Consider the following 12,978-nt stretch of genomic DNA (forward strand, 5'->3'; position numbering starts at 1 on the left):
CGAGCGTCTCGAAGATCTCGTGCGTCACTCGCAGCGTGTGCAGGCCGAGCGCCTGCCCGGGGTCCAGCCCCGGCGGCTCCGCCTCCATCCCGATCACGACGACGTCGCGCGGCACCTGGGCCCCGGCGGGTGCGGGCGGCAAAGCCAGCGCGAGAAGCAGCAAGACGACGAGATGGAGCATTGGACGCATGGGGGCCTCCCGTGGCTCGAGTCGCGTGACGCGTCCCCTTATATACCCGGCCTCCGGGGCGGCGCAACACGCCGGGCGACGTGGAAGATCGGCCGTCGTTTGCTCGGTCAGCGGCAGCGCGGTGCTCAGCTATCGGCCGCCGCGGCCGCTTCCCTGACGAGCGCCTCGGCCTGCGCGCGCGTCAGCCCGACCTTCTCGCCAGCCTCGAGAATCTCCTGCCAGGTGGTCGCATCCACGTCGATGCCCGAACGCGAGCGCTCGGTCTGCGCGATCCGCTCGGGGTCGCCGGGCACCAGCACCGGCGCCGCCGGGTCGGCCGGCGGCGAGGCCTTCACGTAGTCGACGAACCCGTCGATCTCGCGGCGGAGCCACTCGACGCCGGCCAGGCGCGCGGGGTCGATCAGGATCGTCGTCATGTTGTTGACGACGCCTCCGAGCCGCGGGTTGCCGGGCTGGATGGTCGGCCCACCCGACAGGCCGCCGGCCAGCAGCTCGGTGACCACCGCCAGCGCGTAGCCCTTGTGGGCCCCGAACGTGAGCAGCGCGCCGTGCGGCTCGGTGTACATCACGTTCGGATCGCGGGTGGGCCGCCCGGCCGCATCGATCAGGATGCCCTCGCCGACCAGGTGCCCCTCGTTCCTCGCCACGCGCACCTTGCCCATGGCCACGGCGCTGGTGGCCATGTCGAGCAGCAGCGGCGGCTGTCGCTCGGTGGCGGGCAGCGCGATGCACACCGGGTTGGTGACGAAGCGCGCGTCGGTGCCGCGGAAGGGCGCCACGGTGGCCCGGTGATCGGTGACGTTGACGAAGTGCAGGGACACGAGGCCGGCGCCGCTGGCCAGCTCGCCGTACGCCCCGACCCGGCCGATGTGGTGCGCGTTGGCGAGCGTCATGACGACGACGCCGGTCTGCCGGCAGCGGTCGATCCCTTCCGTCATGGCCTGGCCCGCCATGGTCCGCCCGTAGCCGCGTCCGCCGTCGAACATGAGGATCGGCCCGTCGTCCTTCACCAGCTTGACGCGGGCGTTCGGCACCACCAGACCCATCTGCAGATGACGGATGTACGTCGGGATCATCCCGACGCCGTGACTGTCGTGGCCGGCCAGATTGGCCTGGACCAGGTGGTCCGCGACGAGGTCGGCTTCGGCAGCGGCGCTGCCGCCGGATTTCAAAATGGCGCTGGTCAATCGACGGAGCCGGTCGGCGGTCATGAGCACGAGGACGTCCTCCTGGTACTGGGATCTGTCATGACGGCGCGTTCACTCCGCGCCCGACGTAGGATAAGCTAACCGCCGACACCGGGCCACCGCCTAACCACGCAGAAGGAAGGGCACGCCATGACCGCTCCGCTCGTCAGCTACGCCGTCGCCGACAAGGTCGGCATTGTCACGCTCAACCGGCCCGACAAGCTCAACGCCATCACGCCCGCGTTGAAGGCGCTGCTCATCGAGCGCTTCCACGAGGCCGACCGCGATGCTGCCACCAGCGTCGTCGTTCTGCGCGCCGAGGGGCGCAGCTTCTCGGCCGGGTACGACATCGGCCCCAGTCCGGCTCGCGCCGCCCGGCGGGGCAATGCGCTCGCGTGGCACGAGTCGCTCACCGACGACGTCCGGCTCGAGACGACGCCGTGGGACATGCGCAAGCCGGTCATCGCCTCCGTGCAGGGCCACTGCCTGGGCGGCGCGTGCGAGATGGTGATGATGTGCGACGTCACCATCGCCGCCGATGACGCCCTGTTCGGCGAGCCCGAGATCCGCTTCTCCAACGTGGGGCCGGCGCTGATCATGCCGTTCATCGTCGGCCTCAAGCGAGCCCGGGAGCTGCTCTATCTCGGCGACTCCATCGATGCCCAGACGGCGCTGGCCTGGGGCATGGTCAACCGTGTCGTGCCGCGCGCCGAGCTGGCCGCCGCCACGCTGAAGTTCGCGCGCCGGATGGCGCTGATCTCGCCGGAAGCGCTGGCCGCCACCAAGCTGGCGATCAACCGCGGCGCCGACGCCGCCGGCTTCCGCAACGCCATTCGCGCCGGCCTCGACGTGCTGGCTCCACTCTACGCGGCTCGTACCGAGGTGGGAACGACGTTCGACGCGATCCGCGAGAAGGAAGGGCTCGGCGTCGCGCTCAAGTGGCGGGCCGCCCAGTTCGCAGAGTAGGTCTTTCAGGTCGATCCGCTCGGGGTCGCCGGGCACCAGGACGGTGACGGGTAGGCCGGAGGCGAGTACCGGGGCCACCTGAGCCGAGACGAGTTGCCCGTCTATAATGCGCCAGGGTCATGGCACGCTACGACACGGCGGTCATCGGTGTGGGCATCGTGGGGGCGTCGGCCGTCTACGCGCTCGCGCAGGCCGGCGCCCGCGTGCTGGCGCTCGATGCCGGCGCGGCCGGCGCGGGAACCAGCAGCAACTCGTTCGCCTGGGTGAACTCGGTCAACAAGGAGCCGGAGGTCTACCACCGGTTGAACGCCGACGGCATGACGGCCCATCGGAGGCTGGTGCGCGAGCTTGGCGGTGAGGCCGGTTATCACGAGGGTGGCTCGCTCGAATGGGCGGAGGCCGGCGAGGAGCACGCGCTACGCGCACGAGTCGAGCGGCTCCGCCGGTGGGGCTATCCGGCGCGGTGGATCTGCCGTGACGACGCCCTGGGCATGGAGGGGGGACTGACGATTCCCACCGACGTCCCCGAAGTCGTCCTCTACGAGGCCGACGGCTGGCTCGACGCCCCGCGCCTGATCAGGCGCCTTTTGGCTGCCGCCTCGGCGCGCGGCGCCGAGGTTCGCGAGCGAACCCCCGTACGCTCGCTGCGTCGACGCGGGGATCGTGTGGAGGCGCTGGTCACCGACGCGGGCGAGGTGCACGCGGACTCGGTCTTGCTCTGTGTCGGACCGACCACCCAGGCCTTCCTGGACCCTCTCGGGGTGACGATCCCCATCGGGCGTGTGGCTGGCCTTCTCGCGGTGACGTCGCGCCCGGCCCACGCACTCGGTCGCGTCGTGCACGCGCCGGGGATTCACCTGCGTCCGGATGCGAGCGGTGGGCTACTGCTGGGCGCCCGTGATGTCGATCCACGGATAACGGATACGACCGCGCCCGCGAGGGCGTCGGAGATCGCCGCCGTCCTGCTCGAGCGCGCCGCCCGCGTCTTCGCGCCGGCCCGCGACGTGCGACTCGCCGAGTGCCGGATTGGTGTGCGGCCGATGCCGGCCGACAATCAGACGGTGGCCGGCCGGATTCCCGGATTCACGAACGCGTGGATGCTGGCCACCCACAGCGGCGTAACGCTCGGTCCCCTGCTCGGGCACCTGATCGCCAGCGAGATCACCGGTGGATCGCCCTCCGCCACGCTCGCCCCGTTCCGACCCGAGCGATTCGGGACGGTCGAAGCGGGGACCTCGAGGTAGCGCTCCTCGCCCGCGGCCTCAGCCCCGCAGCGCGGTGAGCATCACGTCGAGGCCCACCCGAAGCCCCACGGGCAGGCCGTCCTCGTTCATCTCGAACTCGGGGGCGCGGTGCGGGTGTGGGCGGCCGTCGAGCGGCGCGATGCCGACCCGGAAGGCGCTGGCCGGGATGATGTTGTGCTTGGTCCCGCCGACGAACTGGCCCACGGTGAGCACGGCGGTCTCCTGGGCGGCGACCTCCTGCGGGACCAGGTTCTGCATCCCGACCAGGATGTTGGCCGCCGCCGTGATCGGGTCCATCGACAGGTGCGGGTATGCGCCGTGGCCGCCCGGGCCCGTGACCACGACGTCGAAGAAGTCGGCCGAGGCCATCGCCGGCCCCGGTCGCAGCCCCACGTGGCCGACCGCCGTCTGGGTCGTGACATGCAGACCGTAGACTTCGTCAACCCGCGGCCGCTCGAGCACGCCCGCCTCGATCATTGGCTTGGCGCCGCCGAAGATCTCCTCCGCCGGCTGGAGATGAAGACTGCCGTGCCCGGTACGTCGCTTCGGCGGGCGGACAGAATCTCGGCAAGGGTGACCGCGATGGCCGTGTGCCGTCGTGACCGCACGCGTGCATCACCCCAGGCGTGCCGGACTCGAAGGGCTGGTCCAGCGACTCGTTGAGGGGCAGCGCGTCGATGTCCGCCCGCCAGGCGACGGTGCGTCCGGGCGTGGTCGGCGTGCTGACCTACGGGCGATCCCGGTGCGGACCTCGAGGCCGGCAGTGTGCAGCCGCTCGGCGCTCGGGCGCGTGTCCGCACGAGTCGTTCTCCCTTCCAATAGTAGAAGACGCCCGAAGGCTCCTTCCTCTCCTTCACCGCCTCGCTCCAATACCTTGCTGATAGCCTGCCATCCGCTTGCCATGAGCGGCCGCCCAGTTCCAGCGCACCGTCGCGGTCTCGCGAGATCCGCAGGAGGCTCACCGCGGAAGGCTCCCGTGGGTTGCGCTCCGTCAGCGGTCCTACGCTCGCACCAGCACGGCCTGAATCATCACGATGCGCCCCTCGTCCCGATTGCGCGTGCCCGCGCGCGTGATCTCGTCGATCGCGTCTCCCATGACGATCCGCTGGATGGCCTGGGCGGGCACAACGGCGCCGGTGCTCGGCCCCGCCAGCTCTGCGGTGACGTCAGCCCAGGCGCGGACGCGGAACCCCGCCGCCTCCATCACCGCGCGCATCTCCTCCGGCGCGCGCAAGAAGCTCGTGGTGGCGTCGGGCGCCCACATCACGGGGAAGATGACGGGTTGCACGGAACCGGCCATCGGCTCCTGGATCGCCAGCAGACCGCCCGGGCCCAGCACGCGGGCGAAACCAGCATACAGCCGCTCCTTGTCGGCGATGTTCATGCCGCTGTTCTGCGTCCACACGACATCGAACGCGCCGGCGCCCACGTCCAGCGCCAGCGCATCGCCGAGACGATGGCTGACCCGGTCCCCGAGTCGCAGCCGGGCCGTGAGGGCCTCGCCCGTGCGCACGTACGATTCTGTGGGGTCGACCACGGTCACCTGACAGCCGAACTCCACGGCCAGCGTGCGCGCGGGTCCGCCCAGCCCGCCGCCCACGTCGAGCACGCGCATGCCCGGCTTCAGCTCTGCCCGTCTGGCCAGCTGCAGGGTGGACTTCTTTCCTCCGCTGTGAAACTGGTCGGCCAGCGCCAGGTCGTCGATCGTCAGCGTGGCGGCGTCCTTCCCGGTCGCGGCGAGCGCCTCGAGAATCGTCCGCTCCAGCCCCTCACGGCCCCAATACGCGTTGGCATCCATGCTGTCACGCCTTATATAACACGGCGATTCTGGCCATGGTCGAGCTGACATCCACTGCGCGCGGGCCTGATGGAAGATGAAGATGGATGGTGCGCCTGGGAGGATTCGAACCCCCGACCCTCGGATTAGAAGTCCGACGCTCTGTCCACCTGAGCTACAGGCGCATCAGCTAGTTACGATACACCAGCCTGTGCGCCGGAGACAGCGGGCTACTTACGTGCTAGTTCCGGAAGCCGGCGTGCTCCTCGACACGGGCGAGGTCAGCGCCGAGTTGGGCACGGATTGGCGGCGACAGCGCCGAGAGGATGTGATCGCGCAGTTCCGGGTTGTTCAGGACATACAGGGCGATGGCCAGCCACTGGAGCACCGCACGAAAATCTCCGCCGATCGCCACAACGTCTTTCTTTATCGCCTCGAGTTCCGCTGTGGCAATGTCAAACGTATCGGCACCCTTGCCTAGCAGATCGACGCTGCGACTGGCGAGGGTCCGCCACTCTTTGACCTTATCCTCCAACGTCCGTTCGAGTATGCGCTTCTCCTCCTCGTGGGCCTGCTCCTTGAGGCGCACCATCTGATTAGCGAACTCCTCGATGGCCTGGAGGTGCTCATCCCGCTTCTTCTGCTCGTCGGAGATGGTGTTCCGGTGCGAAACGCCCTTCACGGGGGCCAGGGACAGGAGCTTCGTCCACCAGCGCGCCGGCATGGACCACATTGTAGCTGATGCGCACCCCACACGTTGGCGGGCCGCACAGCGGCCGCCGCTGAGCCGTCGACCTCGCCAGGGCTGTAGCCCGGAGCTACACTCCTCCCTCTACCTAGCCTGAGTCAACCTGGTGTGGACGCTTGAGCTTGTCGCCGGGCCGAAGATTCAGCACGGCCTCTGGAAAGCTCTCGGCCAACCATTTAACTACATCGTTGACGGTGACGATCCCGAGTGGGCGATGGTCTGCATCGACAAGCGGGATGGACCGGTGCCCGCCAACGTGCATACGGTTCACTGCGTAACAGATTCGGTCGTCGGAAGCGAGCGTCTCTGGCGCCGCCGTCATCACCTCGGCTAGCTTGGTCTGCTCGGGATTCCGCTTCTGCCGCATGACCCGGGTCAATGCGTCACGCTCGGTGAAGATCCCAGTGAGATGGCCTTCGGCATCAACGACGACAACGGCTGCCCGCCGATTGTCCACCATCTTCGTGATGGCCTCCGCCACAGTCGCTTCCGGCGGCAGCCTGATCGGCTCGCTGGGCGCTAACAGTTTCACCGGGCTGCTGAGCAGTGCTTCCTCAAGCTTCCGGAACTCCGCCTCGAGCGATTCTGAGTACTCATCCCCCAATTCGCTCATACTTCGCTCCCGTCACCCCGGCATGTGGATGAGCCCTGGGTGCCGAGAGTCTCCGCTCATGGACTCGACCCGTCAAGGCCGTCCTTGACCGTCTTCGTCAATCGGCGCTAACGTGGAGACGCTTGTGCCGTTGAGCCTGTTGTCCTTCCTTCTGTCCTTCCTGCCTCACTGCTCTCGGTCAGCAGATCGCTATCGTTGAGGATCGCGTCTATCGCGAGGGCGAGACGCGAACGGCTTGTGGGAGGGACGCGCGCTGCGCGCTGGCTGTCATCAACGTTTGGGCAGTGGGTGACTCGCGAAGAATGCGGTCATCCGTTCCGCCATGCGCTTGGGATCCATCATCTGTAACCCGTGGGTTGCACCTTTGAGGACGAAGGGTTCCGTCTGGGGCAACCAGGCCTGCACCAGTTGGTGGATTTCGGCCCAGCCGGGCCAGAGCGCGTGACTGTCTCCCCCGAGCACGCCCAGGACCGGCTGCGTGATGCGCCCGGCGTCCGCCTGCGTGAAAGTCCACTGCTGGAGCGCGGCTAACTCCATTCCGAAGAAGGTATCGGCGTCGGCCACGGCCTGCGCGAAACCGCCCGGAACCTCGCGGTCCAGCACGCTGCGGTACTCGGGCCCCACCACCGCCTTGAGGAAGCCGTCAACTGCCCCGGCCTTGTTGCCCGCCTCGTACATCTGGAACACCGGTCCCATCGCGTCCATGAAGAGCTGAACGCTCGGGACGATGAGCAGTGCCGGCTCCAGCAACACGAGCGAATGGACGGCCTCGGGCGCGTCCAGAGCAAGCTGTAAGGCGATCGCGCCGCCGTACGAGTGCCCGACGACGTGCGCCCGCGTTATGCCGAGCTGCTGCATCAGGGCCCGGCAGTCCGCAGCCTGCTCCGCGATGCTCAGCGGACTCTTCGAATGCGTGCTGCCGGCATAGTCACGCCGATGGTACAGAATCAGTTGGTGGCGTTCGGTCAGCACCGGTTCTGCCAGTAGCGGCGCGAACGCATCCGCGACTAAGGCGCCGTGCACCAGCACGACCGGGTCTCCGGAACCGCGAACCTCGTATTCCAGCTCTCGTCCGGCAATCTGTGCGCGCTTCATCGCATGCTCCTTTCTCTGCTGAGGTCGAGGATCGGCAACGTGAAGGTGAAGGTCGAACCCTTCCCCTTCTGGCTGTCGACCCAGATCCTTCCCCCATGAAGCTCGACGAACCGTCGGGACAGCGCGAGGCCGAGTCCAGTGCCCTCCACCTTCGTGTCTGCCGGTCCGACCTGCCGGAACTCCTCGAACACCGCCGGCTGATCCTCGGGCGCGATGCCCACCCCGGTATCTGATACCGCAATCTCGGCCATGCCCTCGACGACGCGCGCCCGTACATCGACCCGGCCGCCTTCGGGGGTGAACTTCACGGCGTTCGACAAGAGATTGAGCAACACCTGCTTGATCTTCCGCTCATCGGCGCGGATCTGGCCGAGCCGCGGATCCACGGCCTGGTGCAGCGCGATGCCCCGGCGGGCCGCGCGGTCCCGGACCAGCGTGAGCGCGTTATCGATGGCCTGAGGCAGATCGAACTCCGTGAGATACAGCTCCATCCGGCCCGCCTCGACCTTGGAAAGGTCGAGGATGTCGTTGATGAGCGATAGCAGGTGCTGGCCGGAGGCGTAGATGTCTCTGAGATATTCGTCCTGCTTCGCATTGAGCTCTCCGAACATGCGCTCGATCAGCGCCTCGGAGAAGCCGATGATCGCGTTGAGCGGCGTCCGCAGCTCGTGCGACATGTTGGCCAGGAACTCGGACTTGTGCCGACTCGCCGCCTCGAGATTGCGGTTCGCCGACTCCAGCTCGTTGAACAGCCGGACGTTCTCGATGGCGATGACGGCCTGATCGGCAAAGGTCTGCAGGAGGGCGAGATCACTCTCGCTGAACGCGCCGGGGCTGGCCCGACCGACCGTGATGACCCCCACGACCTCCCTCTCCCGGAACATTGGCACGACCACCATGGATCGGAAGCCCAGCGCCCGGGCGGCCACGCGCCCGATCCCGGGATTGGCGCGGGGGTCGGCCGCCATGTCCGCGACATTGACGACCGTCCGGTCGAGGATCGCCTGTCCGATGAGCGACGAGGCATCGGCCGGTCGCGGGAACTGGCTGGTGATCTGCGGCGGCAGGCCCGAGGGGTGGCTGGTCACGGCAAAGTGGATCCGCCGCCCATCGTAGCGGTAGAGCGAGCTGAGGGTGCCCCCGCACAGGCGCACGGCGCTGCGGACGATCGCCGAAAACACGGGCCCGACGTCGGCTGGCGAGCTGGAGATCACGCGCAGGATCTCCGCCGTGGCCGCCTGCTGATTGAGCGCCTGGGCCAGGCGCTTCTCGAGGTCCCGGACGCTCGACGCCCGGGCGCCCGGACGCCGGGGCCGCGCCTTGCTTTTCACGATGCGTGCGCCTCGCCCGTCAGGGGGCTTGCCGCGAGAGCAAGTCGAACGACTCCACGGCGATCCGGTAGGTTTCCGCGGGCTTCAGGGGTGGGAGCGTGAAGTACCCCCGCCCGCCGGAGTCGATGGACCCGTAGACCCAGCCGAATTGCTGGCGGGTGACGCCGCCCTGCGGATCCAGGACTTCGACCTTCAAGCGGACGCTCCCCACGCGGTACCCAGAGTAATTGTAGACGTAGCCCTCGACGCCGGGCCTCAGCTGACCGCTGCGCGGCTGCCACTCCACCGGAAATATCTGCGGGTCGGGACTGACCGTCTGCGCCTGGGCGAGCTGGGCGGAACAGGCGAGGAGGACGGTACACACCACCCGCTTGAGCATAGGGCCTCGTTGCTGTCCGCGCCGGGAGCTCAGGCGGCGGGGCGCTCCCGCAGGCCGACCTTCAGCGTTCGGCCTTCCTTCTCGAAGCGCACCTTGCCTTCTCGAGCCAGCCAGCCGAGGCCCAGGAAAAGGACCTGGTCCGACAGCTTCGTCCCCTGCCTGAGCTTGCTGAGGGGCGTCTCGCCGGACCGGTCGAGGTATTCCCAGATGACGCCTGCCGCGTGTCCGATCTCCGCTTCCATCACAGCCTCTTCAGCTCCGAAACGACAGAGCGGTGGCAACGTTCCGCGTTGGTCCTGCGCGGGCACGACGAAGAGTAGCCCGGTGCTTCCGCTGCGGTCAAGCAGATGCGCCGGCTAGTTGTTCGACGGCTCCAGGCGCTCGAGGCGTACAAGGTGGCGAGGAACGCGGACGACGCGCACGTCGGACTCCAGCGACGAGACCCGCACCGTGAACAGGCCGACGTCCAGCGCCAGCCGGCGCAGGGCGGTGGCCAGCTCGGTGAGGGTCTTGGCCAGCTCGTCCATGTCGTCCATAGGGGCGTGGATCGTAGCGGATCCTGCGACGCCGCGCCATGTGCAGACGGAGACATGTCTTCCGTTACGCGGAGGGCTCGTGCAATTTGACGGTTCCTGCGGATCAGCCGATCCGGTTGCCGGCGATCGGCTCGTGGCCCCAGGTGAAGAAGGCCTCGCCGCCGGCTCGGGTGACGAGGGCGATGTCCTCGAGCCAGTTACGGGTGCGATCGTCGCCGGGCACCTGCAGATGCACGGCGACGACCATGCCGGCCTCGAGGCTCCAGTCGTGGCGGCTGGCCGGCAGCTCCATGTCGATGTGCTCCAGCCCCAGTCCGTGGAAGAAGATGAAGGCCTGATCGGCGTCCGCCAGGCCGGCCTTGCGCATGGCCTGCCGGCCCGTGGCCTGTAGCTCGCTGAGCTTCGCCCCTGGACGCATCGCATGCTGTATCTCGGTCATCGCCGCCGCCGTCGCTGCGGCCATCTGGCGGCCCCGGCCGCGGGGCTCATCATCCACGACCCAGGTCTTGCCGCCGTCCCAGCAGTAGTGCTGCCACGTCCCGTGGCAATCCCACATGATGTGCATGCCCGGCTCGACGACGAAGTCCTCGCCGCCGGACTGGGTGTACAGGGCCGGCTCGGCCCCCGGCGGATTCGCCATGACGATGGCGCCCGGGTCGCGGACGAACCCGCCCAGGCTGACCGCCGCCGTGTGGTATGTGCGGGTCATCTCCTGCCACGTCATCCCCCGTGACCAGCTCCGGATGGTGCGCGCGATGGCCTCCTGGTTCAGCCTGGTCGCCTCACGCAGCACGCGAACTTCGTCGGGCGTCTTCACCTGGCGGACGTACTTGAGGGCTCCGTAGGCATCCTCGACCCGCACCGCGGCGGGAGCCACTGCGCGGGCGAAGCGCAGATCGTCGAATCCGACCGTCCCCCGGGCCAGCCCGAGGTCGCGCAGCGCCGCCACCGTGCCCTCGACGAGGCTTCCGGCGTAGCGGGCCGCCGCGGCCTGCCCGCGCCGGCTCTTCAGCACCGCGGCCGGCACGTACCGGTCCAGCGGCGCCCCACCCCACGAGATATCGAGCGGCGTGAGCAGGGTGGCGTAGGGCCGCGCGTCCTCGACCCACGAGGGCTGCATGAGGAAGTGCGCGAGGTCGAACTCGGCCACGACGATGACCGGATGCCGGGGCTCGTGCCGGGAGAGCACGACGGCGGCATAGCCATTGGTCTCCTGGACCGAGGCGCTGGCCGGCGGGGCGAATCCGCTCAGGTAGAACACGTTCGGGCGGAGGTACGAGACGATGCCGTCCAGGCCGCGCCGCTCCATGGTGTCGAGCAGGCGGTCCAGATGGCAGAGGCGTTCGGGCAACGGCGGGGCCGGCACCTGGCTCATGCGATCGCGGGAGCAGGATGACACCCGGTCCCCCGCTTGACAAGTCCGGTGCGAGCCGGCAGCGCCGGGCGTCCGCGACTAGGCGGAGTGCTCGAGCACCTCCTCGAAGGCGCCGCGGCTGCCCGGCGAGACGTCGAGCAGCTCGCAGCCGCCCGCGTAGCAGCCGTTGCCGTCTTCCTGCCGGAGCCAGGCCAGGCGGGCGATGGCTTCGATCGGCTTCTCCAGGCCGTTCGGATGCAGGGTCACCCACAGGAGCTCCGGAGCCCCGTTGCCGAGCTGATCACAGGCGAACCCCATGCCGGTGCGCGAGATGTCCCGCAAGGGGCCCTGGAACAGCACCGCGCCGTCGGGGCGCTGGATCTCCACCGTGATGTCGGTGCGGCGCGCCCGCGTCGCCCGCCGGCGCTCGCCGATCGCCCGCGAGGCGAGGTCGCCGTCCAGCCGGGCGATCGCCTCGACTTTGGCGTCGGCCTCGGCGAGCTGGTCCGTGAGGTCACGCGTCTGCTGGAGAAGCTCCTCGTGGGTCTTTCGCAATTCCTCCAGAGACCGCGTCGCTTCATCGCGCTGCCGCTCGGTCTCCTGGAGCCGAGCCTCCAGCTCCTGGTGCGCGGCCTCCAGCTGGGCGCGCGTCTCCGCGCTCGCCTGCACCTGGGCGTCAAGGCCGGCGATCGTCGCCCGGGCCTCTCCGAGGAACCACTCGCTTTCCTCCCACCGGTGACGGGCCTCCTCGGTCGCCTGCTGGCACAGCGCCAGCTGGTGGCTCAGCTCCCTGGCCACCTCCGCCATGTCCACCTTGATGGTCAGCAAGTCACCTTCGGCTCCGACCTGGACGCTCGTCATCCCAACGCCTCCTGTCTGGTGAGTGGGGGGATCGATCGAACAGGTGATGGAACGGGCGAGGAAAGGACTGTCTGCTGCGGAGCGGCCCCAACTGCACGGCCCGGCGATCGCGTTCCCTCCGGAGCGGCTAATTTTTGTCCGCCCCAAGGGTAGGACGAAGAGCTGGTCAGGCCAAGAAAATTGCGCAGCGGGGCCACTTCCGGGCCGGCGGGCCCGGGCACTTGCCGTGGCCGGGGCAAGGACTCACCGCGGCGCCGCGCTACTCGATGGCCCTGGCGGTCTTGAGATTGATGACCAGCTCGAGCTTGGTGGGTTGCTCGATGGGGATATCGCCCGGGTGGACAAGCCCGTGACGTTTCCACCCGGGCGCGCGAGGCTCCCGACGAGCTTCACCTGGCCCGGCTCCCCCACCACCGAGACGGCCTCCCCATAGTCCCCGCCCGTGGTCGCACACGCGGCGCGCAACCGGCTCGGGAGGTCGAGCTGCCGCAAGTAGCGGCGGAGCAGCTCCAGTCCGCTGTACGAGGTGAGGTCCTGACGCACGAACTCGACGTGCAGCTTGCCCTTGACCATCCGTCGCAGGCTCGCTACGTTCAAGCGACTATTCGGTTGGGACCAGGTACCGCGAAGTCAGTCAGCCAGCGCGGGAGGCCGCCAGGAACATGTTGGCCGGGAACTCGTTCTGACGGAGGACACC

Annotated in this window: 14 protein-coding genes, 1 tRNA gene and 1 pseudogene; 2 read left to right on the forward strand and 14 right to left on the reverse strand. The window is 68.6% G+C overall.

Features of this window, described 5'->3' with window-relative positions; translation table 11 throughout:
* The coding region (locus tag VFR64_12115) for an ABC transporter substrate-binding protein (GenBank protein HET9490486.1) at positions 1-190 on the reverse strand (190 nt) is incomplete at its 3' end.
* A gap of 125 nt (positions 191-315) precedes the next feature.
* Positions 316-1,401, reverse strand: a complete 1,086-nt coding sequence (locus VFR64_12120; GenBank protein HET9490487.1) for a malate/lactate/ureidoglycolate dehydrogenase — start codon at positions 1,399-1,401, stop codon at positions 316-318.
* A gap of 126 nt (positions 1,402-1,527) precedes the next feature.
* Here VFR64_12120 and VFR64_12125 point away from each other — a divergent pair, with 126 nt between their 5' ends.
* Together VFR64_12125 and VFR64_12130 are read left to right on the forward strand one after the other, a co-directional pair.
* Entirely contained in the window at positions 1,528-2,343 is an 816-nt protein-coding gene (locus VFR64_12125) for an enoyl-CoA hydratase-related protein (GenBank protein ID HET9490488.1), read from the forward strand.
* A gap of 119 nt (positions 2,344-2,462) precedes the next feature.
* Positions 2,463-3,587 carry an FAD-dependent oxidoreductase gene (locus tag VFR64_12130; protein HET9490489.1) on the forward strand — a complete coding sequence of 375 codons (1,125 nt, stop codon included), beginning with the start codon at positions 2,463-2,465 and terminating at the stop codon, positions 3,585-3,587.
* Positions 3,588-3,605: 18 nt separating this feature from the next.
* Here VFR64_12130 and VFR64_12135 read toward each other — a convergent pair.
* From VFR64_12135 to VFR64_12190, 12 genes and pseudogenes are all read right to left on the reverse strand, one after another.
* Positions 3,606-4,097: pseudogene (locus VFR64_12135) on the reverse strand (M20/M25/M40 family metallo-hydrolase).
* A 490-nt stretch (positions 4,098-4,587) separates the two neighbouring features.
* Positions 4,588-5,385 carry a methyltransferase domain-containing protein gene (locus VFR64_12140; GenBank protein ID HET9490490.1) on the reverse strand — a complete coding sequence of 266 codons (798 nt, stop codon included), beginning with the start codon at positions 5,383-5,385 and terminating at the stop codon, positions 4,588-4,590.
* An 87-nt stretch (positions 5,386-5,472) separates the two neighbouring features.
* Positions 5,473-5,549, reverse strand: a tRNA-Arg gene (locus VFR64_12145).
* Between the two features lie 56 nt (positions 5,550-5,605).
* Complete coding sequence (locus VFR64_12150; GenBank protein HET9490491.1) at positions 5,606-6,088, reverse strand: hypothetical protein; 483 nt, start codon at positions 6,086-6,088, stop codon at positions 5,606-5,608.
* 112 nt (positions 6,089-6,200) lie between these two features.
* The gene (locus VFR64_12155) at positions 6,201-6,725 is read right to left on the reverse strand and encodes a CBS domain-containing protein (GenBank protein HET9490492.1); all 525 of its coding nucleotides are present in this window, start codon (positions 6,723-6,725) and stop codon (positions 6,201-6,203) included.
* A gap of 270 nt (positions 6,726-6,995) precedes the next feature.
* On the reverse strand, positions 6,996-7,820 hold the full coding sequence (locus VFR64_12160) for an alpha/beta hydrolase (GenBank protein HET9490493.1): 825 nt from the start codon (positions 7,818-7,820) through the stop codon (positions 6,996-6,998).
* Complete coding sequence (locus VFR64_12165) at positions 7,817-9,151, reverse strand: GAF domain-containing sensor histidine kinase (protein HET9490494.1); 1,335 nt, start codon at positions 9,149-9,151, stop codon at positions 7,817-7,819. Before VFR64_12165 ends, VFR64_12160 begins: the two co-directional genes overlap by 4 nt.
* A gap of 19 nt (positions 9,152-9,170) precedes the next feature.
* Positions 9,171-9,530, reverse strand: a complete 360-nt coding sequence (locus tag VFR64_12170) for a hypothetical protein (GenBank protein ID HET9490495.1) — start codon at positions 9,528-9,530, stop codon at positions 9,171-9,173.
* A gap of 29 nt (positions 9,531-9,559) precedes the next feature.
* A complete protein-coding gene (locus VFR64_12175; GenBank protein ID HET9490496.1) occupies positions 9,560-9,772 on the reverse strand; it encodes a winged helix-turn-helix domain-containing protein in 213 nt (70 codons plus the stop codon).
* A 114-nt stretch (positions 9,773-9,886) separates the two neighbouring features.
* Complete coding sequence (locus VFR64_12180) at positions 9,887-10,066, reverse strand: hypothetical protein (protein HET9490497.1); 180 nt, start codon at positions 10,064-10,066, stop codon at positions 9,887-9,889.
* A 103-nt stretch (positions 10,067-10,169) separates the two neighbouring features.
* Positions 10,170-11,441 carry a M24 family metallopeptidase gene (locus VFR64_12185; GenBank protein HET9490498.1) on the reverse strand — a complete coding sequence of 424 codons (1,272 nt, stop codon included), beginning with the start codon at positions 11,439-11,441 and terminating at the stop codon, positions 10,170-10,172.
* Positions 11,442-11,519: 78 nt separating this feature from the next.
* Positions 11,520-12,281, reverse strand: coding sequence for a PilZ domain-containing protein (locus VFR64_12190; GenBank protein ID HET9490499.1), 762 nt, complete (start codon positions 12,279-12,281; stop codon positions 11,520-11,522).
* Positions 12,282-12,978 lie beyond the last annotated feature (697 nt).

It is taken from the genome of Candidatus Methylomirabilota bacterium, assembly GCA_035709005.1.
Lineage (GTDB): Bacteria > Methylomirabilota > Methylomirabilia > Rokubacteriales > CSP1-6 > 40CM-4-69-5.

Excerpts from the sequence above, each read along its gene's own strand:
- VFR64_12130 (HET9490489.1), top strand. The coding sequence starts at position 2,463 with ATGGCACGCTACGACACGGCGGTCATCGGTGTGGGCATCGTGGGGGCG.
- VFR64_12190 (HET9490499.1), bottom strand. The coding sequence starts at position 12,281 with ATGACGAGCGTCCAGGTCGGAGCCGAAGGTGACTTGCTGACCATCAAG.
- VFR64_12140 (HET9490490.1), bottom strand. The coding sequence starts at position 5,385 with ATGGATGCCAACGCGTATTGGGGCCGTGAGGGGCTGGAGCGGACGATT.
- VFR64_12180 (HET9490497.1), bottom strand. The coding sequence starts at position 10,066 with ATGGACGACATGGACGAGCTGGCCAAGACCCTCACCGAGCTGGCCACC.
- VFR64_12175 (HET9490496.1), bottom strand. The coding sequence starts at position 9,772 with ATGGAAGCGGAGATCGGACACGCGGCAGGCGTCATCTGGGAATACCTC.
- VFR64_12170 (HET9490495.1), bottom strand. The coding sequence starts at position 9,530 with ATGCTCAAGCGGGTGGTGTGTACCGTCCTCCTCGCCTGTTCCGCCCAG.
- VFR64_12155 (HET9490492.1), bottom strand. The coding sequence starts at position 6,725 with ATGAGCGAATTGGGGGATGAGTACTCAGAATCGCTCGAGGCGGAGTTC.
- VFR64_12125 (HET9490488.1), top strand. The coding sequence starts at position 1,528 with ATGACCGCTCCGCTCGTCAGCTACGCCGTCGCCGACAAGGTCGGCATT.
- VFR64_12160 (HET9490493.1), bottom strand. The coding sequence starts at position 7,820 with ATGAAGCGCGCACAGATTGCCGGACGAGAGCTGGAATACGAGGTTCGC.
- VFR64_12120 (HET9490487.1), bottom strand. The coding sequence starts at position 1,401 with ATGACCGCCGACCGGCTCCGTCGATTGACCAGCGCCATTTTGAAATCC.
- VFR64_12185 (HET9490498.1), bottom strand. The coding sequence starts at position 11,441 with ATGAGCCAGGTGCCGGCCCCGCCGTTGCCCGAACGCCTCTGCCATCTG.
- VFR64_12150 (HET9490491.1), bottom strand. The coding sequence starts at position 6,088 with ATGCCGGCGCGCTGGTGGACGAAGCTCCTGTCCCTGGCCCCCGTGAAG.